At 38.0% G+C, this 22313-nt stretch carries 21 protein-coding genes and 1 tRNA gene; 19 read left to right on the top strand and 3 right to left on the bottom strand.

Going from position 1 to position 22313, the window contains the following annotated elements; translation table 11 throughout:
* Positions 1 to 122 precede the first annotated feature (122 nt).
* Together ACFIJQ_RS02040 and ACFIJQ_RS02035 are read right to left on the bottom strand one after the other, a co-directional pair.
* Positions 123 to 1127, bottom strand: coding sequence for an RluA family pseudouridine synthase (locus ACFIJQ_RS02040; RefSeq protein ID WP_273787847.1), 1005 nt, complete (start codon positions 1125 to 1127; stop codon positions 123 to 125).
* 29 nt (positions 1128 to 1156) lie between these two features.
* The gene (locus ACFIJQ_RS02035; RefSeq protein WP_273787848.1) at positions 1157 to 2587 is read right to left on the bottom strand and encodes an aldehyde dehydrogenase family protein; all 1431 of its coding nucleotides are present in this window, start codon (positions 2585 to 2587) and stop codon (positions 1157 to 1159) included.
* A gap of 469 nt (positions 2588 to 3056) precedes the next feature.
* On the opposite strand from ACFIJQ_RS02035, the gene ACFIJQ_RS02030 reads away from it, so the two are divergent.
* Both ACFIJQ_RS02030 and ACFIJQ_RS02025 read left to right on the top strand, forming a co-directional pair.
* Complete coding sequence (locus ACFIJQ_RS02030; RefSeq protein WP_375628292.1) at positions 3057 to 5633, top strand: DNA translocase FtsK; 2577 nt, start codon at positions 3057 to 3059, stop codon at positions 5631 to 5633.
* A 1202-nt stretch (positions 5634 to 6835) separates the two neighbouring features.
* Positions 6836 to 8542 (top strand): ATP-binding protein, encoded by a 1707-nt coding sequence (locus tag ACFIJQ_RS02025; RefSeq protein WP_375628291.1) that lies wholly within the window; start codon positions 6836 to 6838, stop codon positions 8540 to 8542.
* A gap of 18 nt (positions 8543 to 8560) precedes the next feature.
* Here the strand turns inward: ACFIJQ_RS02025 and mscL are convergent, their stop codons facing one another.
* Complete coding sequence (gene mscL, locus ACFIJQ_RS02020; protein ID WP_026500234.1) at positions 8561 to 8968, bottom strand: large conductance mechanosensitive channel protein MscL; 408 nt, start codon at positions 8966 to 8968, stop codon at positions 8561 to 8563.
* Positions 8969 to 10248: 1280 nt separating this feature from the next.
* Here mscL and ACFIJQ_RS02015 point away from each other — a divergent pair.
* The 17 genes from ACFIJQ_RS02015 (at position 10249) to ACFIJQ_RS01935 (ending at position 22244) form a co-directional block, all read left to right on the top strand.
* Positions 10249 to 11331: a quinone-dependent dihydroorotate dehydrogenase gene (locus ACFIJQ_RS02015; RefSeq protein ID WP_375628289.1), complete on the top strand. Its 1083-nt coding sequence runs from the start codon at positions 10249 to 10251 to the stop codon at positions 11329 to 11331.
* Positions 11332 to 11470: 139 nt separating this feature from the next.
* A tRNA-His gene (locus ACFIJQ_RS02010) sits at positions 11471 to 11547 on the top strand.
* Positions 11548 to 12096: 549 nt separating this feature from the next.
* Positions 12097 to 12294 (top strand): hypothetical protein, encoded by a 198-nt coding sequence (locus ACFIJQ_RS02005; RefSeq protein ID WP_375628287.1) that lies wholly within the window; start codon positions 12097 to 12099, stop codon positions 12292 to 12294.
* Entirely contained in the window at positions 12257 to 12412 is a 156-nt protein-coding gene (locus ACFIJQ_RS02000) for a hypothetical protein (protein ID WP_375628286.1), read from the top strand. The genes ACFIJQ_RS02005 and ACFIJQ_RS02000 overlap by 38 nt, the downstream gene beginning before the upstream one ends.
* Positions 12413 to 12500: 88 nt before the next feature.
* Complete coding sequence (locus ACFIJQ_RS01995) at positions 12501 to 13412, top strand: hypothetical protein (RefSeq protein ID WP_375628284.1); 912 nt, start codon at positions 12501 to 12503, stop codon at positions 13410 to 13412.
* 291 nt (positions 13413 to 13703) lie between these two features.
* Positions 13704 to 14075 carry a hypothetical protein gene (locus ACFIJQ_RS01990; RefSeq protein ID WP_375628282.1) on the top strand — a complete coding sequence of 124 codons (372 nt, stop codon included), beginning with the start codon at positions 13704 to 13706 and terminating at the stop codon, positions 14073 to 14075.
* Positions 14072 to 14539 (top strand): hypothetical protein, encoded by a 468-nt coding sequence (locus tag ACFIJQ_RS01985; RefSeq protein ID WP_375628280.1) that lies wholly within the window; start codon positions 14072 to 14074, stop codon positions 14537 to 14539. Before ACFIJQ_RS01990 ends, ACFIJQ_RS01985 begins: the two co-directional genes overlap by 4 nt.
* Complete coding sequence (locus ACFIJQ_RS01980) at positions 14532 to 15419, top strand: hypothetical protein (protein ID WP_375628278.1); 888 nt, start codon at positions 14532 to 14534, stop codon at positions 15417 to 15419. Before ACFIJQ_RS01985 ends, ACFIJQ_RS01980 begins: the two co-directional genes overlap by 8 nt.
* A gap of 2 nt (positions 15420 to 15421) precedes the next feature.
* A complete protein-coding gene (locus ACFIJQ_RS01975; RefSeq protein WP_375628276.1) occupies positions 15422 to 16336 on the top strand; it encodes a hypothetical protein in 915 nt (304 codons plus the stop codon).
* 313 nt (positions 16337 to 16649) lie between these two features.
* Positions 16650 to 16880, top strand: coding sequence for a hypothetical protein (locus ACFIJQ_RS01970; RefSeq protein WP_375628274.1), 231 nt, complete (start codon positions 16650 to 16652; stop codon positions 16878 to 16880).
* 63 nt (positions 16881 to 16943) lie between these two features.
* Positions 16944 to 17624 carry a beta-hydroxyacyl-ACP dehydratase gene (locus tag ACFIJQ_RS01965; RefSeq protein WP_375628272.1) on the top strand — a complete coding sequence of 227 codons (681 nt, stop codon included), beginning with the start codon at positions 16944 to 16946 and terminating at the stop codon, positions 17622 to 17624.
* A 104-nt stretch (positions 17625 to 17728) separates the two neighbouring features.
* A complete protein-coding gene (locus ACFIJQ_RS01960) occupies positions 17729 to 18286 on the top strand; it encodes a hypothetical protein (RefSeq protein ID WP_375628270.1) in 558 nt (185 codons plus the stop codon).
* 1 nt (position 18287) lies between these two features.
* On the top strand, positions 18288 to 18791 hold the full coding sequence (locus ACFIJQ_RS01955; protein ID WP_375628268.1) for a DUF6622 family protein: 504 nt from the start codon (positions 18288 to 18290) through the stop codon (positions 18789 to 18791).
* 318 nt (positions 18792 to 19109) lie between these two features.
* A complete protein-coding gene (locus ACFIJQ_RS01950) occupies positions 19110 to 19427 on the top strand; it encodes a hypothetical protein (protein ID WP_375628266.1) in 318 nt (105 codons plus the stop codon).
* Positions 19415 to 20758 (top strand): MATE family efflux transporter, encoded by a 1344-nt coding sequence (locus ACFIJQ_RS01945; protein WP_375628264.1) that lies wholly within the window; start codon positions 19415 to 19417, stop codon positions 20756 to 20758. The genes ACFIJQ_RS01950 and ACFIJQ_RS01945 overlap by 13 nt, the downstream gene beginning before the upstream one ends.
* A 349-nt stretch (positions 20759 to 21107) precedes the next feature.
* Positions 21108 to 21464, top strand: a complete 357-nt coding sequence (locus ACFIJQ_RS01940) for an NADPH-dependent FMN reductase (protein ID WP_375628262.1) — start codon at positions 21108 to 21110, stop codon at positions 21462 to 21464.
* Between the two features lie 633 nt (positions 21465 to 22097).
* Positions 22098 to 22244 (top strand): hypothetical protein, encoded by a 147-nt coding sequence (locus ACFIJQ_RS01935; protein WP_273787866.1) that lies wholly within the window; start codon positions 22098 to 22100, stop codon positions 22242 to 22244.
* Positions 22245 to 22313: the final 69 nt, after the last annotated feature.

The following is a 22313-nucleotide window of genomic DNA, read 5'->3' as shown; positions in this document are numbered from 1 at the left end:
TCCCTGATAAGGCAAATTCTATGTTTCAGATAGTAATACCTGTGTACATTCACTTTAGCATATTTTTCAATTTTGTTCAAAAAAAGATATTTTATTGTGAAATCTTGAGAAGGAGAAAAGTTTCAATTCATTTTTTTAAAATGCTTAATAAGTTTAGCCATATCTTGAGGTAGTGGTGTGGAAAACGACATAACTTTACCGGTAGAAGGGTGTTCAAAAGTGAGACTTGCGGCATGAAGTGCCTGTCTGTTGAGTTGATCGATTGCATTTCTAATAGTGGGGTTGAATGCGTTTGATTTTGTTTTAAAGGCGTTTCCATAAACTGTATCGCCTATGAGTGGATGCCCAATATGAGCCATATGAACACGGATTTGATGGGTGCGTCCAGTTTCCAAGCGACATTCCAGAAGGCTAGCAAAAGATGTTGAGTCTGCATGAGAGCCATATTTTTCTAGCAAAGAAAAATGTGTAACAGCATGACGAGCATAAGGGTTTTGGTTATGGATAACAGCTTGCTTTGTTCGGTTGTGGGGCGAACGGCCAAGTGATGCATCAATTGTCCAAACATTGCGGTGAGGTGTCCCCCAAATCAAGGCATGATAGCGTCGGTCTAATGCACAGGTACGTCCATGATCAGAAAATTGAGCACTGAGACTTTTATGAGCCAGATCATTTTTTGCAACAACCATAACACCACTTGTATTTTTATCGAGACGATGGACAATGCCAGGGCGTTTAACACCACCTATACCAGATAAACTATTACCACAGTGATAAATAAGGGCATTAACCAACGTACCGGTCCAATTTCCATTGCCAGGATGAACAACAAGACCTGCTGGTTTGTTAATAACAATGATATGATCATCTTCAAAAAGGATGTCCAATGCAATAGCTTCAGCACTAGGTTCTGCATCACGAAGGTCAGGCATTGCCAATTCAATTATTTGCTTAGGTCTTAATTTTGTTTTTGGTTCTTTTATGAATTGACCATCAATTTTAAGATAGCCTTCACGGATGAGGGTTTGCAAACGTGAACGTGAGAACACATTATGGTATTGTTTTGCTAGCCACTGATCAAGACGTTGCCCAAGAGCACCTTCATCCGTTATTTTTTGTATTACCATACGATTCCTATTAAGTTTTTAATAAGATTTTACCAGTACGAAATTGCTTTACTATCGAGGAATTCTTTAATTCCCCAATGTCCCCCTTCACGGGCGCGTCCAGAAAATTTTACACCTCCAAAATAGCTTCCACTGGGTAATCCATGTCCGTTAACTTCTACCATACCAGAGCGTACTTGTGCCGCAATACGACGACATTTATTGCGATCTTGTGATTGAATATAGTTTGTAAGACCATACTCAGTGTCATTCGTTAAAGCGACAGCTTCTTCTTCTGTATTAAAAGCAAGAATCGAGAGAACTGGACCAAAGATTTCTTCTTTGAAAATACGCATATGAGGTTTTACATCAGCAAAGACTGTTGGACGGACATAATAACCGCGTTCAATTCCTCTTGGTAAACCAGTTCCGCCTGCAACAAGAGTTGCACCATCATCAATTCCCGATTGGATAAGATCTTGAATTTTATCATATTGTTTTTTTGAAACGACGGGACCAATATGATTTCCTTCTTGGCAATTTGGTCCTACTTTTGTTGTTTCTGCAATATCTTTAGCTATTTTTATGGCTTTGTCATAGATGCTTTGTTCCACAAGCATACGAGTGGGTGCATTACAGCTTTGTCCACTATTATAAAAGCAATGTCGCACACCACGTTGAATAGCATCTGAGTCGGCATCAGCAAAGATAATATTCGCTCCTTTTCCCCCAAGTTCCAGACAGACTCTTTTTAAAGTAGCGCTAGCATTTTTAGAAATATCTTTTCCTGCTCTAGTTGAACCAGTAAAGCTAATCATTTCTAGATCTGGATGTGCTGAGAGGTAAGAGCCGACAGTTGTACCATCACCATTGATTAAATTAAAAACACCGGCAGGGAGCGCAGCTTCATCTAAAAATTCAGCAAAAAGCATAGCAGAAAGAGGCGCAATTTCAGAGGGCTTTAATACCATGGTACAGCCAGCCAAGAGAGCAGGGATAACTTTAAGAGTTACTTGATTCATGGGCCAATTCCATGGCGTAATTAATCCTACGACGCCGATAGGGTCGTAGTGAAGAATTGCTTGTTCATTTCCCTTTATTAAAGTTTCTTGGAACGAGAACTCTTTATAAGCTTCGATAAAATTGCGAATGTGGGAACTGCCAGTTGCGGTTTGCGCATTAAGTGCCATATCAATCGGTGCTCCCATTTCCATTGAAATGGTTTTTGCCATCTCTTTAGAGCGTTTTTCATAGATATTTAGAATTTTTTCAACGAACCCAAGACGCTCACTTGGTGACGTTGTTTTCCATTTTTGAAACGCTTCTTTAGCTGCGTTAATTGCTTTATCGGCATCTTCTGTACTTCCAAGGCTAATGACAGCACAAGCCTCTTCTGTTGATGGATTAATGACGTCAAAATCGTGAGGAGTGCTTGGGTCCTCCCATAGACCATTGATATAAAATTTCCGTTTATTAAACATAATTCACTCCCTTTTTTCTATTTGTGTTTATTTAATTATGATTATCTTAGTCTAAGCCGTTTTAAACGAGGATAACAAGGGTAATCTTATAAAAACGCGAGAAATTAGATTGTATCATGATAACTGAGCATGGAGAATTCAACAGAGCAATGCTTATATACCCATTTGTATTATTAGGACTAATTGCTTTTATGAAATGAGAGAGAAAGAGAGCTATAGATAATTTTCCTGAAGCTTTTTTATCCTGAAGTTTTCTTCAAAAAAAATGAAATACGAGCTCTATGACATCATAAACGAGACAATTTATATCGTAAATATGCAGAAGAGAGATTATGAATATGCATTATGGCATTATTTTTTTCATTAAAAAGTAACCATCAGCAAAAGGTTATTAACCTTCGTATGATAGTTTCTACGAATTCTTTTTGAAAAGGTTATTTTTCTCATTGCTATAAATTTGTTGGGTGCCATGCATAATTCGAAAACAAAATCTATTTCTACGCCTTCTTTTTCTGATGATGGTACGAAAGGTGCATCAAGAGAAGATTTATCTGTTAAGATTACTGAGATATTTCCTTATCCGGAAGTATGGAAAAAGGCATTTACCCTCGGAAAAAATGTCCGTTTCACGCGAACCCCAGAAGTTGAGATTTTGCGTCGTCGTATAGAAACAGATCCAGTTTTTGCAAAGCAGTTTAAAATTTTTACGAAGCAAGATCAAAAAAAAATTACAGATACAGATATTGTACGTTGTAACAAGAAAACAACAAGCGTTTCATCGACAAAAAAAGTCATTAATCCTCAATCAATAGAAAATAAAACGTCGGTTTGTCATTCAACAGTTTTGAAGCAGTTGTCACGACAAGTTACTCGTATACCATCAGAAAATATCCCTCTTGAGGAGGGTAAACAAGAACATAAATTACAAGTAGAAAATGTGCTACAAAAAATGAATCCTGCTTGGCATCTTTCCGATGATGCATTTTTTGAATGCGTATCTTTGATATTTGAACATATGGATACTCAAACTTCAAAAGAGGATCAAACATCGATTGACACGACAAATAAAATTACATCTGAGATTCCTTCTGTCTTTGATGAGTCAATAACTGCTCTTTACCGTGTTCTTGAATACCGCTTTCCGCAACTCTATGATTCCATTACATCGGAATCTCCAGCGGAAAGGATGCGAGGCGTTGAGCAAATTTCTGATTTAATGCATACAAATAATGATATTACTAAAGAATGTCATTCTAAGCTTTCTGTTGAAGATTCCGCTCATACGTTAAGTAATGCAAGGGCGTTAAACGATACTGAGGCACTAAGCGACGCTGAGTCTAGTATAGAGACGAAAAAAACCAATAATATTGTCGATTGCATAACAAAGAATGTCACACCAAATTTAAAAGATTTGTCTGTGATGCAAGCAAACGGTAAAACGAAAATATTGCAATCTGCCCGCGTGCCATTAAGCAATTATGATTCTGCTTTTATGCAAAATATTCAATCTATTGACAGTGATGCTTATGAGTTTCCTCCAATCAATTTATTACAGGAACCTGTTTTTCATGAAGGTACGATGATTCCTCAGGAAACATTGGAACGCGGTGCTGGGTTTTTGGAAAGTGTTTTGGAAGATTTTGGCATTAAGGGTGAAGTTATCCATGTACATCCAGGTCCAGTGGTTACAATGTATGAATTTGAGCCTGCTGCGGGTGTAAAGTCATCGCGCGTTATTAATCTTTCTGATGATATTGCGCGTTCTATGTCTGCTATTTCTACACGCGTTGCTGTCATTCCTGGACGGAATGTTATTGGGATTGAGTTACCCAACGCGGTTCGTGAAACCGTTTATCTACGGGAATTAATTCAAACACGTTCTTTTCGTGAAAGTGAATTTAAACTTGCTCTTGCTTTGGGAAAAGGGATTAGTGGTGAGCCGGTCATTGTAGAATTAGCAAAAATGCCTCATTTATTGGTTGCAGGAACAACAGGATCAGGCAAGTCTGTAGCAATTAATACAATGATTTTGTCGATTCTTTATCGTATGACACCAAAACAGTGTCGTTTGATCATGGTTGATCCTAAAATGCTAGAGCTCTCTGTTTATGATGGCATTCCACATCTTTTAACACCTGTTGTAACAGATCCTAAAAAAGCAGTAACAGCTTTAAAATGGGCGGTTCGTGAAATGGAAGAGCGTTATCGCAAAATGGCTAAGTTAGGTGTACGTAATATTGATGGTTTTAATGCACGTGTTGCACTTGCGGCTCAAAAAGGTGAAACGATCATGTGTACTGTACAGTCGGGTTTTGATAAGGAAACAGGGGAAATGCTTTATCATGAAGAAGCCATGGATCTGACGCAGCTTCCTTATATTGTTGTGATTGTTGATGAGATGGCTGATCTCATGATGGTGGCAGGGAAAGAAATAGAGAATGCCATTCAGCGCTTAGCACAAATGGCGCGTGCGGCTGGTATTCATCTTATTATGGCAACGCAGCGCCCTTCTGTTGATGTTATCACAGGGACAATTAAAGCGAACTTTCCTACCCGCATTTCCTTTCAAGTGACATCAAAAATTGACAGTCGTACGATCCTAGGTGAACAAGGTGCTGAAACGCTTTTAGGTCAAGGAGATATGCTTCATATGGCAGGTGGGGGACGTATTGTACGCGTTCATGGACCGTTTGTCTCTGATGAAGAAGTTGAATCCATTGTTGCACATCTTAAACTGCAAGGAAAACCTGATTATTTAGCAACCGTCACAGATAACGAAGATGATAACAAAGAGGATGCTTCTGCCGATTCAACGGTTGAAGTTTCTGAGGAAGAAAATTTTGATGAAGAGGGAGAGGAGCTTTATAATCAAGCTGTAAAGATTGTTATGCGTGATAAAAAATGTTCAACATCTTATATTCAGCGCCGACTTTCAATCGGCTATAATAAAGCAGCTTCTCTTGTTGAGCGGATGGAAGAAAAAGGCATTGTTGGAGCCGCTAATCATGTGGGAAAACGTGAAATTTTACTCAATGCAGGGAAATAAAAAAGCATATTAAAATGTGCGATTTAAAATATGCGATTTTTAAAATGTTTGACAGTTATTATTTAAATAGCGAATGCTTGTTTTATTTTTCAAAGCAGATGTGACCATGTATTTATTTTTATAATAATATTAAAAAATTGAGTGGAGAGTAATAAAGCAAAAGCGATCTTTTGACTGCTGATACCAAAAGGGGAGATATTTTTAACATTTCTAGATGATCTGGAATGTAAAGAAATTAAACAAATCTTTGTATGAGAACAGATGATTTTTGTTCTCTTTTCTGATTGCAGAAAAATTCTTTGGTTAAATAATGCAGTGGTATATTTTTTTGTTTTCTCTTCCTATAGCGGTTCTGATGAAAGAAAGGTCTTTTGGGGATTATGGAGAGCATCATAAGAAGAGTATCCAATATGCAAGTTTTGTTGCATTGGGTGCTTTAAAGCACTATGCTAAATTTGTTATTATTTGATATTATTGGTACAAGAAAGGTGTTCTTACGAGAAACTTTATTTGAAAAAGAAATTTTAATTTCTATTTTTATAATGCAATTTATTGATTTATAATAATAATTTATCATTATAAGTATTGAATGAAAGTTTCAAATATCGTAAGATTTTTTCATTTCAAATTTGTTTCTGTTGAAACAAATAAAACGATTTTCTTGCGCATCATAATAATGTAGGGGTAAAAAAGTTAAAAAAAGAAATAAAAATGCCGCTTATGAACGCCTTCAAATGCCAAGAACTATTGGTGACATTAGGGGTTAAAATTAGTATAATGATGGTCCTAACCAGCTCTTTTATAAGCATAAAAATGTAATGTACAATGCCTTGCCTTGCTATCTGTTATGGGGGCCTTTGTATTACACCATTTACGGATGCCGTCGTAAAATAAGCTTGGGGAGCTTGGGAGATATCTTTTTAAAACAGGCACATGAATGCGTAAAATAAATGTATTCTTTTTGAGTCCTATTTATGCGAGGGAGATGTTACCATTATTGTAACAAGATTTGTTACAATAATGGGTGAATAAGTAACAGGAGTTGGAGGATTCTTTTTATTCTTGTTTTGTTGATGAAACAGTCAAAATTTTGCTACAGACAATTGATATGAGATATCAAGTTATTTTAACCAGAACAGGTAATTGTAAACAAATTAGCATTATTTATTTGAGAGTAAATCCAACACTTTTTAGTTTTAGTTATGCCATTAAAAGCAGATGAATTGAAGTTAAATACAAATGAATTAAAATGTCAGCAAGGAGCTTTTCGTTTTACACCAGAGCTTTTGCCTCGGCCTTTTACGTGGGAAATCGATCATAATGGTTTATTTTGTGAAGTCTCAAAAGAGCTAGCTGAAGTTGTTGGTCCTCTCTCTTCCTCTATTTTAGGATGTAGCTTTCATGAGCTTGCTCATCAATTTAATGATGATCGATATCTGGTTCTCAGTCATTTTATTGAAGCTGCTATGCCTTGGAGTAAAGAGATTGTTCAATGGCCTGTTGATGGTTGCTTACAATGGCTTGATGTTGAGTTGTCGGCTTTGCCAATTTTTGATGTTAAAAAGCAGCTTAAGGGGTTTCGTGGCTTTGGTGTTTTAAAAATACGAAAAAAAGTCCAAGAAAAAAGAGATGAAAAGCTGGAAACAGAAATGCCATGTCTTACGGAGATAGAACGTTCAGCTTTTCATGAAATTGCAGAGAAATTACGTGATGAATTGAATTCATCGGTAAAAGAAAAAAAATTAGTTGAAGAAACAGCTATTCATTTACCATATACACAAACATTGCCGGTAAATGCTATAGAACAAGCTCTCGTAAAAGAGCCCGCAGCAGTTTTATCATTGTTGGATACAGCAACAGATGGTGTTTTATGGTTGGATGAAGAGGGCTTTATTCAATCAGCAAGTAGGGCAGCCTTAGCATTAATGGGTTATGAAATAAATGAACTACGAGGACAGCCACTCTCTTCATTATTTACTTTGCAAAGCCGATTTTTTGTTGAAAAATATTTTAAATCAATCCGTGTGGAGGGGAAAAATCAGGTTTTAAATCGCAGAGAAACAGCTGATTTAATGACGAAAAATCATAAAAATATAACCGTTTTGATAACGATTGTATTTTTGGCACAGCAAGGCAATTATGCTGTTATGTTGCGTGATAGGACACAAACAGTTCCATCAGGAGGAAAAAAAGCAGAAGAGGATAAAATTGTTGGGGTTGTTCATGAAATACGAACACCTTTGAATGCTCTTATTGGTTTTGCAGAAATTATGAGAGAAGGCCGTTTTGGTTCGATAGAAAATGAGCGCTATCGTGGATATTTACGCGATATTATTTCCTCTGGAAAACATATATTATTGCTGATTAATCAATTACTAGAGTGCTCGAAGATAAATTATTCTGGTTCCAATAACCAGATTGATTCTTCCATTATTTCTGAAACATTTGATGTGATATCTTGTTTACGTGCGACGATAGCTTTTCTTGAAACTCAAGCCAATCAGAACGGCATTATCATGCGTATTGTTGCTCCACCTCATGTTCCATTTATTCCTGTATCACAACAAGTGTTTCGCCAGATTATATGGAATCTTCTTTCCAATGCTATTCGTTTTACACCTTTGGGTGGACAGATCATTGTTCACGTTTCTTATAGAAAAGAGCGTGTAAAAATTTCAGTGAGTGATAATGGTATAGGGATGAACGAAGAAGAGATTGTACAGGCACTGAAACCTTATGGTCAAGTAGAGCGCAAAGATGGCCGATCTGGTGATAGCGCTTTTATAGGAACAGGCTTAGGCCTCCCAATGTGTAAAGCAATGGTGGAAGAAAGAGGAGGACAATTTTTATTGTTCTCAAAACCCAATCATGGAACAACTGTGGAAATGTTTTTTCCTCGTGTTCCATGATGTAAATCTTGAATAAAATTATTTTTTCTTAGCCAAAAGATCTCTAATTTCTGTTAAAAGTTGTTCTTCTGAAGACGTTTTTTTTGGGCTTTCTTCTTCTTTTCTACGGATTTTATTCATAGCTTTAACGAATAAAAAAAGAACCCAAGCAATAATGAGAAAATTGATAAGTAAAGTAATAAAGTGTCCATAGCTAATGGTTGCTCCAGCTGCTTTGGCGGCACTCAATGTTGCTTGTTTTTCGCCAGCAAGTTGAATAAACATATTAGAAAAATCAATTCCACCTGTAATCAGTCCAATGATTGGCATAAAAATATCATTGACAATTGAGTTGACCAAGCTACCAAAAGCGCCCCCTATAATCACACCGATAGCAAGATCAATCATATTACCTTTTAGGGCAAATTCTTTGAATTCTTTCAGCATTGCGTTTTCCCCTTTATGTAAGCGATATACGGTAATTTACTTACCGCTTTTGATGAAAAAGGAAAGGGCAGATTTTATTTTTAGGATTATATTACAATATTAATATTATTTTCAAAGAACTTTATAAGGTTTAATAACGAGCATCAGGGCTCTATTTGAATGTACATAGAACATTTCTGAGAGAAAAGCTTTTTTGATAAAAACTATATCTGCTTTTTTTAAAAGAAAGCAGAAAACTATAGCTTAATTTATATAATTGCTTCAAGATTTTTATGATAACATTAAAAAGAAATATTTTTACAGAATACCACAAAATGAGCAGTAATGAAGTACATATATTGGTAAAATAAAAAATATATTTCAGTATTGATGGAAGAAATAGATAGATGAGGCAGGAGAAAACTTATAATTTAATTCCTCTTAATTTAGTAAGCGATAATGGCAATTAGGAGGGCATTATGGCTTATCTAAAAGCTATTTTTACTGGGGTGCATGAGCTAAAATGGCGATAATTCTGATGGAAGAAACACATTTCATCTACTGGAAGATTGTATTAGTTTATAAATAGCAGAGCTCTAGGGTTTGCAAGATCATTTTGGTTTGGAAATTGTTGGTATGATAGGTGGGAGTTCAATGATCAACTGTCATTACTTAAACTATATGTTAGACAGAGCACTTATAGATGCTAAATTGTATTTAGTGCATCAGAAATGGCAAAAAAAAACAATGCAGTTTCTTCAAAATTTTATCAATAGAGTACAAATGATTGAATACCCTGTTGCTAATAAATAGCGCAACAATAGTATGAATTTAGATAATTTTATGAACCATGTATTCTATAAATGCTAGGAAAAAAATAGCTTTATAGAGCAAGCTCTGTTTCTATTGGAAACAATATTACACAAAGGAACTTTGGGAATAGGGATAATTTGCGTGCATTTTCGTGCATTTTTAAGAGAATTATGAGCTTTCCTGCATGAGATGTCACAAAACCATGGTTATGGTGAAGAGCCATTGATGTTTCAATTCATGCTGCATTCTATAAGATTAGAATTCACATTTTAATCTTTAAAAAATGTCGAAAAAGAGAAACGTTTTTTAAGAATAAAAATTTTTTACACAGTATACATCAAATAAACATGTATGGCTATTGTGTAATGAATTTTCTTCTAGAAGGGGAATATTATTTGGATAATATGCTCTCTTTGATTGGTGATCTTTTGTGTTAAAAGATATAGGTGAGGTGCGATGGATTATTTTTATGTTGTGGAGAAGGATTGATGAGTTTGTTTCGTTGTATTGGCCGTTCTGCCTTATTTATGTTGGATCCAGAGCAAGCACACAGTTTAGCGATTCTCGGGCTGAAAAGTGGATTAAATGGCTGTCAAAAGGTTATCGATAAACGTTTGTGTGTAACTGTTTCTGGTCTTGAGTTTGAAAATTTTATTGGTCTCGCAGCGGGATTTGATAAAAATGCAGAGGTTGTAGATGGTATTTTTCGTTTAGGATTTGGTTTTACTGAAATTGGGACAGTGACACCAAAGCCTCAGATTGGAAATCCTAAACCACGGCTTTTTCGTTTAAAAGAAGATGAAGCGATTATTAATAGAATGGGCTTTAATAATGATGGACATCAAGTTGTTTACAACAGATTGCGTGCGCGTAAAAAAACTGGTGTTGTAGGAGTCAACATTGGAGCCAATAAGGATACGGTCGATAAGATTGATGATTATACTGTTGGTATTGCTCATTTTTATGATGTTGCTGATTATTTTACGGTTAATATTTCTTCTCCTAATACACCAGGTTTACGTGATTTACAGGCCCGTGACAGTTTGCATCTTTTGTTGAGTGCAGTTTCGAAAGCGCGAAAGGAGAAAGAGAATAAGCATGGATTCTCCATTCCTATTTTTTTAAAAATTGCTCCAGATTTATCAGAGAAAGAATTAGATGATGTTGCTGAAGAAATAAAACTTTCTGATTTTAATGGACTGATTGTTTCTAATACAACTCTTGCGCGCCAAGGTCTTAGCAATAGTCACCTCAGTAATGAAGAGGGTGGGCTTTCTGGACGTCCACTTTTTGAGCGTTCTACTATTGTGCTTGCAAAAATGCGTAAAAAATTAGGGAAGGACATTGCAATTATTGGTGTTGGCGGTGTAAAGGATGCACAGACCGCTTTGGAAAAAGTAAAAGCTGGTGCAGATTTAATTCAATTATATAGTGGGATGGTTTATGAAGGTCCAAATCTTGTCATAACTATTCTGCAAGAGATTTTGCAGATGATGCAACAAGACGGTGTTGATAACATAAAAGACTATCGTGATCATAGTCTTGAGCATTGGGCAAAATTTCCTTTGTAAAAAACGCTTTTTTCTTCACAAAAAATTGCGAGATTTTTTTAAAGGGGCTTGCAAACTTTGTTGATTTTCCTTATGTCACATAAGCATAAGAATAAATGTTTACGCAATCGTGAACAGTTATGATACATTTGCTTTTTATGCGGTTGTAGCTCAGTTGGTTAGAGCGCTGGTTTGTGGCACCAGAGGTCGTAGGTTCAAATCCCACCAACCGTACCATTTGTCTTGTTACAACTTTTCTAATTCTTAATTTTTGGCGTTTTGTGAGGCGGTTAAAAGCTGTGCTTGGCGGGCTTTTTTGCGTGTGAGCCGTCACGGAGCAGAGACCTTGCGCGGATGATTTTCCTCAAATTTTGCCCCAAACGGAATGATACGATCAATAATCGCTTGAAATATAAACGGGTTAACTAAATCTATGATTCTGATTGCAATTGCAACAATAAATATCTCTATCAGTATATTTATATACTTTTAGTATATTTTGTAAACCAAGAGAATCTTATTCGACTTTCATTATTATTGCTCATAATATAAACCATTAAGTTTAAACACATAAAATAAGTAAGTAAGCATAAATTTACTAAAATATGCCATATTTTTGACACAATGACTTTGATTTTGTCAACTATATATTATAAATGTGAACTTGCATGAAAGTGCATTCATATCTCCAGGGGTGTTTCGGTGGTTGATTATGGGTAAGCCATTCTGGCGCGGGGACATAAGTAATCTTGCGGGATTTATTTATACACTAAATTGGAGAAATAAATGGGAAGTTCAAGTCGTTCGCACGATTATTGCAGTGCCGATAATTTTAGTAGCAAATATAACTCTGGTACTGCGTTTGGTAGCAAGTATGGTGGTAAGGTTGGCTTTGTGAGTGGTCTTTTCGTAGGAGCAGCGGCATCGCGTAATCCTACTACTTGCCATGGCCGGAGCAAGCTTTGGGCAAGTTGTAGGCAATGAATTCGGAGACACCATAGGCGGTTATGGTGGTTATGGTGTGGCTGCTGTCCAGTGTGGAACACAGTTGTTGGGTCAATCTATTGCTAATTCAGGTGGTGGGATGTTGATGCACTTTTGATGTAGTTCTTTGGGTTATCCTAAAGCCTAGAACGGTGGTACTGTAAAAGGTGCCACCTTTATGTTTGGAATATTGCACAGGAGGAGCTATGGGCGAGTTTAGTATAGTGCTCGTTTATTTTTGTCTGTGGTTTGGCATGTTGTATCTATTCCTCAAAACTATTGCTATTAATGGAAAAAGCATGTTAGGCAGGGAGAACATAGTTGCATTCATAGTGGCGGCATTGGTTATTCCTCCTCTCATTTATGCCTTTGAGTATTTTGAGTATATAGTCGGTGTGCCGATAACATCTTCTCATGTTGCTATAATTATGTTCTTTCTTTCTTTTTGCATTGAATTTATACCCAATATAGTAAACAATATAAAATGCTTTAGTTTGGCCATTATCGCAAGTTGCCCCATTTTTTTCATCGCAGCTGGTTTTATTGTTGTGAGTGATGACGTTCTGTTAGATTTTTTTGATCTGCAGCTTTGGAGCTATATTTATCTGCTTTTCATTATTCCGTTGATGATAGGGGGGGCTCGCTATGTCCTAATTGCTAAAGCTTTGAAGGAAAAATCTATGTCAGTGCTAGATTTAAGCATTTGCATTGGCTGTGGGTTTGCCATAGGCGTCTTTTTTGTGTCATCACTGCTTTTATCAGACCTTCGAGAAATCTATCAACAGATAGGTTTTGCAAACAGGGAGGCAGTGAAAAAAATGTTTGATTATGCGGTGTTTGGTTTCGCTATTCTAACGGGCCAAGTTTTTTTGACATTTTTGATGGTTCTCTTTGTTACTACAAAGAAATATTATTGGTTGGTCCTTGATGTTTTTGCAGAGCTGTTTTTTAGCCTCTTTGTTTCTTATTATGTAGCGTTTGTTCATACAGATGATGACTATAGAATGGTTAGAAATTGGATTTGTTTGATGTTTGTTGTTTATGTGTACGCGCGTTACATTAAATCAAAGAATGTGAAGCTTAGCGTGATTAACCCGTTTAAAAAGAAAACTGAGTGAGAAGACAGGAGGCTATAGTTCTTTGGGTTATCCTAAAGCCTAGAGCAGCCAACCCAGGAGGGGCAGTTTCTGGAGCAATAGTAGGCGGGGTCCCGTGGCGCAGCCGCGGGTATTGCTAAAGCTGGTTGGGATTGTGCTCGCTCTAAGTGGTGAAATTGTTGTTTGACCTGGCTTTTTTAACAAGGTAAAGGCTTTGCTAAGGGGTACACTATCAGCCTCTTAGCAGGGAGTTTTTCTCCCGCAATAATATCTTGGTATGCTTGGGAGGGCAAGGCGCTTTAAGGAAATTATATGTCTAACTTAATTTTTGGAATGCTGCTTAGTTTTGGGATAAGTTCCAGCCCTCGTCTCCTTAAAAACAATGGCTTGTTGGGCGAGCGCGTCATTTTGGGGGGGCTAGCTGGCCTTTCATGCGCTATCATCTTCGCTTATCCACATAGTGAAAGTGGGCTTACAGACTTATCTTTGCTTTTGGTATGTTATCTTGGCATGCTTTTAATTCTGTACGAGCACTACTTATATAAATATTTAGTTCTTGGATTCTGTGGTGCAGTTGCTGCCTTGTGTATTGGGGCAGGTTTTGTATATTTGAGCTCTTTGTTGCCATTGCCTGCTTTGTCTGCTGCTAATAATAGCCAGCAGCAGAGGTGGTGCATTACATGAGTTTGGTTGCTGCACACTATCCCTTTTTTATCCTTTTGATATCAGTTTTAACTGCGAAGCTTTTGCGTTTGTGGTTGCTTCGCGTATATAAGCCAGAATTAGCTGCGCGTGAGGTCCTTTATTTCGGGCTGGGCTGGGGTGTTCTAGACTTATGCTATAAGACCCTCCCAGCTCTTTTTCTTTACTTGAATTACCGTGTTGATAGGGCGCCACAAATGATGGGCTATGTCGCATTTGAATCTTGTCCACAAGCGATCAGCTATCTTATTGCCGCGGGCATGATTGTATTGATGCATGTTGTAAATACGCGTTTTATGTATCTTGGTTTCCAAGATAAGCGCAAGGTTTATTCCTATCTGCCTTTTGTAATTCATTTTGCGGTTGGTCTTTTGTTTATGTTTGACATTTCTTCAGGCTATGCAATATTAATAAATTCTATTTTTGAGGCTTGCAATAATGCTTGACAAATTGACATTATCTGTTATCGGCGCCGTTTTTTGTCTGGTGCTGACTATTTTTCCTTTGATGAAGAAAAAAACATTGGTTGAACATTTGGTTTTCTTGCTCGTTGTTTTGTGTCTTGTTTTTCTTTATGTTTATGGCGCTACGAGTTATTTTCCTTATTATGTTTTGGCGCTTTCGCTTATATTGGGGTACCGCTGGTTACTCTCTTTGGTTAAAACGTTTAAAGGCACGAAGGCGATTATTGGGGCAAGCGCTGGTTGTTATGTGCTTTTGATTTTTTTTCTATACGGCTTTATGCGTATGATAGGCAGTTTGATTTTTGATTTTTCTGCTTATAGTACGCCTAATATTGTTTTTGCTGTTGGTCTATTCCCTATAGGCATGGCGATTATGCAGTTTTTTTTGCTCTCTCATTGGGTGGCAGAAGATAATGGCAATGGTGTAGAGGCAGCACTGGGCGTGGGAATGGGGATTTGGGGGGCTGCTATAGGGCTTGCACTGCTTACATCTCTACCAGAAACTGTGAAAATCCTAAAAGGGGCTTTTAGTCTTGATAGGGACGCCTTACTTTTTTTACTTGAGACGGTAATATATTATACGTTTATTATAGGTCTGAATCTTTTATCAACTTTTTTAATGCTTGTGGTTTTCCTTGACAAGAAATGGCGTTTTTTTGTTCTTATCCTGCTTTTACAATGCTTGGCGGCTTGGGCGCGCTTTTCATGGCGGGCCGCTGAGCCAGAACTTCTTGCAATTGGGCATTATACAATCGCTACTATTCTTATGTTTGCTCTTATGCGGCAAATTTATGATTTTGTGCAAGACAGATTATCCATGAAGAAAAATAGCAGTTACGCTGTAGTAAATGAGGGGGCATAATAATGTTGGTTTTATTTATTACTTCGCTTCTCGCGGGCCTTATTTATGGCGCTGTCATTTATAATTTTTTTCGCTCTACATTTAGTTGGATAAATGTGCTGTTGAGCGGCATAGTTTTTGGGGTGATTGTTCTGTTAGTATGGCGTTACTCGGAAACAGAACATAAACTTGATGCCTTACGTTTACTGCAAGTGCTTGGCGTTGTTTTTCTTCTATGTGTGTTTCATCATTTTCTGAAGTTCAAATTGGTTGTCGCTGGTGCTGTGGGATGGTTTGTTGCTAGCTGCATTGCTGGCGGGTTTATTGCTTTTTGGGAGCAATCTGTAATAAAAACGCTTTATATGATGAGTATTGTTGAAACCAAGAGTCGTGCAGAGCAGGGGCTGGCGCTTGTTTTTTTATTTTTAACATTTTCGGTTTTTTTTGTTGTAGCAGAAGAAGCTATGCGTCGTTGGTTAGTTACTAAGTTTTATCGGTGCTCGCCTAGTTTGTTGTGGCGTTTGCCGCTGAATATTGGCATAGGCTGGGGTTTATGCGAATTAGTTTATAAGGCGCTAGGGCCTTTCCTTGTTTATAATGGCTGGCCTATTCGATCTAGGTTATTAGCCAATGAGTATGTAATTTTTTATTCCTGGACGCAAGCGAGTATTTTTTTGTGTGCTTTAATGAGCGTCATACTTATGCATATTTTCAATACATGCTTGGTGTATCGTGGTGTTGTTACGCGCTCTAAATTTTATGCGTGTGCGCCTTTTTTTGTCCACGCTATTGTTAACTGTTTCGGTGCAACAGTGATGGTTACAGAGAAGGTTTGGTTTAATGTTGGGGGCAGCTTGTTTATTCTACTTTGTGTGATATTGTTCGTATATTTTGAAAGCAAAAATCCTTTAATACAAAACATAAAATTGCGCGCTTAAAGTGTTGTAGAGTGATGAATAACTTTGCGTACTCTAAGTATGGCTAGAGAGCCTGATACGCGCTTTCTGTTCTGCAAAAAATAGAGAAGGTTAGCACCGACGTAACGCGTCCAGTACCAATAGCGACGTCATTTCTGCACTAATTGGGGGGAGGGTGTGCCACTGTCCCCGCGCATATGGGAGCCTGAAAATATGCTATCATGCGACTTTCTAGTGTCCTCCATGAGATTGAAGCTGGGAATCTTGGAATCTTGAGGCGGTGGTAACGCATTATTGCAAAAACAAATCCTGGCTAGGGTTTGGTCATCCGATTATGCAACGGGATGTCCGGGTTGATTTCTTTTTTTCGCGCTTTCAGGCGCCTATGCGCCCCTTCAGTTCGCTTGCGCGATCTATTTTGGACAATACAGGACTGCAACCCAATGTCGATTTTCTAATTGCAAGCATCATGAGCAAACATCGGGCTTCTCCTGAGCTTGGGATTGTTGGCTTTTTTCGTTTGTCGTATGCCGATACTTCTCGCGCACTATCAAGCGCGGTTTAGTGCTCATTCCTTCGGTTTATCATCAAAGGATTTAAGAAAAAAATATAAAAAGGTCCCCCAATTATGGCTATAAAGCATCGCACCAAGCCAAATTTCTTGGGTATATGTCAGAATATCATTTTAACTGCACCGATGCGTGCTTGCGGGAAAATCGATATTTCTCACTGGAATTTAGCCCATAACTATTTGAAACAGGGTTTGTTACTCGAAGCTTTGCATCAGTTTTCAGTTCGATTCGCCACCGTGGTGGCTAAAAACTCGGATCTCACTTATCGCTATCTCCCTGTTATAGTTGAACAGTTTTTCTCTACCACCCATTTTGATAGCGATCGGTTACGCGTTGAAGGACATATTGAACGCATTAATGAGGCCTACCGTATTCACTGTAAGGTCAGCCCATACGGCAATGGCAGGGCCGTTATTGCGCAGGCAATCATCATGGTCAGTAAGGTCTGCTTCCCTAGCTCGTGTTCTGAGAAAGCCGCTCTTCCATTACTAGGCGATTTATGTAAGATTTCCTCCGTAACCGGAGATTCTTGTACTTTTTCCTTTAATGCGCATCACCCGCTTTTTGAGGAACATTTCCCCTCCCGCGCCGTATGTCCTGGTTCACTATTGATTGAGATGGTTCTGGCTTTGACCACGCAGGGTAGGGCGAAAAATATCGCATCTGTTGCGCTGAAAAAAGTAAAGTTCATTGAAGCAGTTTATTCGGAAGATACCTATCAGTTGACCATTAAATAGGATACAAAGTGTGAACCGGGTGGCGTTTTTTATATTCATACGGAAACTAAAAAACGAAGCACTTGCGGTAAGTTTTCTATCAAATATAAAAAGGAGGATGCGTCATGTTTAACATAATAATCTCTTTTATTCCGTGGAGTATTTACTCCTGGGTTATCAATGGAAGCGTTTTAACTCTGGTCGAACGCTCTCTCATCTTGACTGTGCTTTTATTATTAATTATTGCTCTGAATATTAAATTTATCCGACAGGGAGAACCCGTGATGATTACGAACATTCTGACATTTATTGTCCTGTTTGTTAATTATTTCGCTGGATGGTCTACACTTTTACTGAACTACCCCACAGTTTTTTGCTATCTGTCACTTGCTCTGGTTTCATTGATGAGCTTGCTGGTAAAGAAACCCTTTACCATTTTTTATGCTCCTGCTGGTGTTTCTGAAGAAAAACGCAAACATATCCTCTTTTATCTCATCAATAAATATATTACATGGATTTGGGTCATCATCTTTTTTGCCAATGGTCTTCTAGGGGCTTTTTTTACATGCTCCCCCCAGCTTTGGTTGGTCACTATGGGTTTAATTTGGGTCGGTATTCTTTTTTCTAAATATCTTCCTAACATCATACAATATTTTTATCGCGTCAAACATCATGGAGCATAATATGTCATTGTTTAACATTCTGACTGGAACCCCTTCATGGGCCTGGATTTTACTTATTTTTCTCATCGCGAGGGGAATAATCGCATTGAAAGATAGAGAAATGAAGGTTTACCGCCTTTTTCTATTGCCGATAATCTTTCTTTTTTTGGGCGCAAGCGATGTGATTAAAGAGCTGGCGTTCCCGCGCTGGGGAGCAGTCTCAATGTTGGCGGGGCTGATGATCGGCGTTGGCGTTGGCTGGTTGCTCTGGCGTGCCACTCCGCGTTTAAAAATCAAAGAGGGAACGGATTTAATTATTCGGCCTGGTACGCCGTTGACGCTGACATTTATTCTTATCGCTTTTGTCATCAAATTCATATTGATTGCTTTTCTCAAGATTGAACCTGATTTGAAATATGCCTTTGATTTTAACCTTCTTTTTGGTCTTTTAAGTGGGGTTACCGATGGTGTGTTCTGGGGCAGCACATTAAATTTATATATAACGTTTCGAAAAAATATAAATTAGTTCCTATATCCTTAGCTGTTAATGCTTCTGTCAAGTATTATGATACAGAAGCGTTCGCTATTTTACGTTGAAACTGCGGCTGCCATACGACTAAGTGGCTTTACGCCTGAGTATGCAAGAGCGGCAGAGTTTGTACAGTCTACGCCATAATATGTGGAGCACTCTTGCGGGAATGAGTGCATTATTATTGCGATATACATGTAACCTTCTAGCTAATATTATATTAGTAAGGCTGTTTTTTGAAGCCGCTTGTAATTACGGTGTGTTTTTAAAGAGAAGGTTCGAACGATGTATCTCTTGCAGTACCAAAAGATTTTATTGAAAATACTGAAAATGGATGTGCAAGACGAACAAACGCTTGCTAAGAATATTGTATCAACAACTGTAGCTGCTTGGGGGCATAATGTTGTACAAAAAAATGCATGGTATGAAGTCCAAAAAACGAATAAAGGCGCATTGCGCTTCTCCTTTAAGAACTGGGCATCTCCTCTTAGTTTAATGAGTTCTCATTATGCATCCTTTACACAAGATTTGCGACGGAAAGACTTTACGGAAAAAATCAATGCGTTTTGTTTAAAAGATCCGAGCTTAATACACCCTTCAATATGGAAGGGGATTTCACAATGTTTGTTGTGATGAAGCAATTGCTATCTCTTGGCATACCACTGGCTGTTGGGTTTATCTCTCAGATGATGATTTCCTTCACAGATGCAGCGCTTGTGGCACATTTAGGCATTCAAGCCTTGAGTGGTACAATGTTGGCTCTGAGTATGTTTAGTTTTGTTATGTTGTTGGGGCTAGGTATTATTACCGCGGTTGCACCAAAACTTGCAGAAAGCTTTCGCAGACAAGATAGATATGCATTGAAGGCATGGTTTGATCAAGGAATATGGCTTTCCCTTTTGATTGGAATGATGAGTGCGATCATTTTACTCAACACGAGGAATATTTTGTGTCTTCTCGGCCAAGATAGGGCTATTGCCAATATAGCGCAGGAATATAATAGTGGTGCTGCTATAGGGGTGGTGTTTTTTTATCTTTATGTGAATAGCCGCGGATTACTATCAGCAATTGGTAATCCAAAGCCCTTAACATGGGTTATGCTTGCCGCTATCCTGGTGAATTTTCTTCTCTCTTGGCCGCTTATTTTTGGTATAGGTCCTGCAAGCGGATTAGGTGTCTTTGGTGCAGGAATTGCGAGCAGTTTGATCCGTATTTTAATTGTTATTGCAGCGGCAATAATTCTGGCTCGCAATTCTGCTTTTCATTCCTTTCACTTGAATTATTTGAGACCAAAGTTAGAAATTTCACGAATAATAAAATTGCTGCGAGTAGGGCTCCCCATTGGTATACGTATTCTTATTGCGGAGGGCTTTCCTTCTGTCATTGCATTTATGATTACGGCTTATGGGGTCCAAGCTTTAGCCGCGCATACGATTGGGATGCGTCTCGATATGCTTATTTCTGTGGTGGCTTTGGGGATTTCCAGCGCAGCCGCAACAATAGCAGCGTGGAATAGAGCAGATGGGAATAATATGGCTCTAAAACAGTTACGTATGAGTGTCACAGTTTTTGCTGTAGCTTATGTCTTGTTTTTATCAGGAGTTGTTTATCTCTCTTATGAATTTATCCTTACAACCATCTTTGATATTTCTTCAGACAGCGTTGTTGTTTCCTCTTGGGAGTTGCTTCCGCTCATCTTATTGTCTTTTGCTTTTGGCACTTTAGGAGCTATGCTCAATGGCATACTTGTGGGCTTGCTTGATACGTTTTGGTCAACAATTGTTGTAGCAATAAGCTATTGGGGGATAGGCTTATTTGGGGGGACGCTCATGGCGCATTTTTTTGAATATGGCTTTATTGGCTATTGGCTTGGCATGATTGGCGCAAGCTTAATCGTTTCTATCTTTAATTATATGCGCGTGGGGTATTTAATAAAACGCAATCCTATGTTTGGGGCGAAGTGAGTGTTACAAAAGCGCTTGTAAAGCACTAGCTGTGAAGGCATAGCTAACTCACCATCCATAGAGGACGTTTTACTTCTATGGAGATAACAATATAGGTTACAAAACTTGCTTAATCTTGAAAAGAAGTGCCTTTGATTGTAGCCTCAATAGTCTTTATTGAATTTTTAAAATAATATGGATTTATTAAAATCATTCGGCTTCAATTTAAGAGTAAGTTCGGTAGATTAGAACAGTTTAATACCGTAAAAAAGGACTAGAAAAAGCATGCTTATATTTATACGCGGTTGAAGAGTCATTTAAAAAAGTTATTGTTTTTATAAGTCATTACATTACAATCAGCGGTGCTGAAGTGCATGCATTTGTTAAAACAATCGCAGCCGCTAACGGTGTTATTCTTGCAAATCCTGTTTATCACAGGTCTTATTCAGAGATTTTGAAGAACGCTTTTGATAATTTAGATTGTAATGCTTTTTTGGATAAAGCTGTTGGTCTTTTCTCTCATGGCAGTACAGCAAAAAATGCGCTACTGTCATGTGAATATTTGATACCAGTTGTGCATACGCTTTATGGACAAGCTCTGCGATATCAAGTTGCTTTGGCTAAAGGTGATTTTGCGTCTGAGAATGCAGGCCGTACATGGAGACTGAACAGCGAAGATGTACGGGCTCGCTGCGCACATCTTGTTGATGAAATGTATAAATTTTAAAATAATAAGGGTGGAGGATATGATCAAAAATGATAAGAAATACCGTTAGTTAGTCGTTGGTGGTACAGGAATATTGGCTCCCTTTTGCCGGTCATTAGGGCTGAACAACGTGATTATCGCAGCGTGTTTTCGTTCTCATCAATCCAAAATTGAGCTATTTCAGACAAGGGCTAAATGTGTATTTTGGGATTATTATTGTGATACGCTACAAGCACAATTTTTAAAAGGGGCACCCCTATGAACGGGCTTGAAATATTGCATATTATGGAGGGCATTCGCCTGCACATGTATTTTTGTGTAGATTGATTAAGCGGCTAGCCTTCTTATCGAAGCCGCCGCGTGTTATTCATGTTTTTGGCTCTAATGCAGAGGGTAAAATAATCGCTGGATGTGCGCATCATAATAAGATTGCTTCTACATCTGTAAAATTATGTCGGAAAAAGCAAACAAATGGCTTGCGGTAGTCAACGAGAAAAGTGTTTATGATCATGTGATTTGTGAGAACTGTATTGAGAAAGAGTTTGTGCAAAATCTCGATAATGCCCCCTGATGTAAGATTATTTTTTAATTGCCAAGGAGTTTTAAAATTGCAACGCTAATTGGCTCTTACACCAGATTGGGCGGTATTAGAGCATGAGAGCGAACAAAACGCATTTTGCGACGCTTGAAATGGGTTTTGAGTGTAGTGCACAGCCAGTGACAAATTGGTGTGAATATAAGCGTACTTTGCCCGAAGCGGCGCATGAGTTTCCAAGTGCTGCGGTGGTTGTTGCAGAATGATTGGTGCATGAAATACTTAACGTGAGCGCGGGGAGGAGAGCAAAGCTTTTTATATCAAGATAATAAATC

Source organism: Bartonella sp. TT67HLJMS (assembly GCF_042193375.1).
GTDB lineage: Bacteria > Pseudomonadota > Alphaproteobacteria > Rhizobiales > Rhizobiaceae > Bartonella > Bartonella grahamii.
This window is presented reverse-complemented; position numbering and strand designations above follow the sequence as displayed.

Coding starts and splice junctions, on each gene's coding strand:
- ACFIJQ_RS02040 (WP_273787847.1), bottom strand. CDS start 1,127: ATGGTAATACAAAAAATAACGGATGAAGGTGCTCTTGGGCAACGTCTT.
- ACFIJQ_RS02035 (WP_273787848.1), bottom strand. CDS start 2,587: ATGTTTAATAAACGGAAATTTTATATCAATGGTCTATGGGAGGACCCA.
- ACFIJQ_RS02030 (WP_375628292.1), top strand. CDS start 3,057: ATGCATAATTCGAAAACAAAATCTATTTCTACGCCTTCTTTTTCTGAT.
- ACFIJQ_RS02025 (WP_375628291.1), top strand. CDS start 6,836: ATGCCATTAAAAGCAGATGAATTGAAGTTAAATACAAATGAATTAAAA.
- mscL (WP_026500234.1), bottom strand. CDS start 8,968: ATGCTGAAAGAATTCAAAGAATTTGCCCTAAAAGGTAATATGATTGAT.
- ACFIJQ_RS02015 (WP_375628289.1), top strand. CDS start 10,249: ATGAGTTTGTTTCGTTGTATTGGCCGTTCTGCCTTATTTATGTTGGAT.
- ACFIJQ_RS02005 (WP_375628287.1), top strand. CDS start 12,097: ATGGGAAGTTCAAGTCGTTCGCACGATTATTGCAGTGCCGATAATTTT.
- ACFIJQ_RS02000 (WP_375628286.1), top strand. CDS start 12,257: ATGGCCGGAGCAAGCTTTGGGCAAGTTGTAGGCAATGAATTCGGAGAC.
- ACFIJQ_RS01995 (WP_375628284.1), top strand. CDS start 12,501: ATGGGCGAGTTTAGTATAGTGCTCGTTTATTTTTGTCTGTGGTTTGGC.
- ACFIJQ_RS01990 (WP_375628282.1), top strand. CDS start 13,704: ATGTCTAACTTAATTTTTGGAATGCTGCTTAGTTTTGGGATAAGTTCC.
- ACFIJQ_RS01985 (WP_375628280.1), top strand. CDS start 14,072: ATGAGTTTGGTTGCTGCACACTATCCCTTTTTTATCCTTTTGATATCA.
- ACFIJQ_RS01980 (WP_375628278.1), top strand. CDS start 14,532: ATGCTTGACAAATTGACATTATCTGTTATCGGCGCCGTTTTTTGTCTG.
- ACFIJQ_RS01975 (WP_375628276.1), top strand. CDS start 15,422: ATGTTGGTTTTATTTATTACTTCGCTTCTCGCGGGCCTTATTTATGGC.
- ACFIJQ_RS01970 (WP_375628274.1), top strand. CDS start 16,650: ATGCAACGGGATGTCCGGGTTGATTTCTTTTTTTCGCGCTTTCAGGCG.
- ACFIJQ_RS01965 (WP_375628272.1), top strand. CDS start 16,944: ATGGCTATAAAGCATCGCACCAAGCCAAATTTCTTGGGTATATGTCAG.
- ACFIJQ_RS01960 (WP_375628270.1), top strand. CDS start 17,729: ATGTTTAACATAATAATCTCTTTTATTCCGTGGAGTATTTACTCCTGG.
- ACFIJQ_RS01955 (WP_375628268.1), top strand. CDS start 18,288: ATGTCATTGTTTAACATTCTGACTGGAACCCCTTCATGGGCCTGGATT.
- ACFIJQ_RS01945 (WP_375628264.1), top strand. CDS start 19,415: ATGTTTGTTGTGATGAAGCAATTGCTATCTCTTGGCATACCACTGGCT.
- ACFIJQ_RS01935 (WP_273787866.1), top strand. CDS start 22,098: ATGAGAGCGAACAAAACGCATTTTGCGACGCTTGAAATGGGTTTTGAG.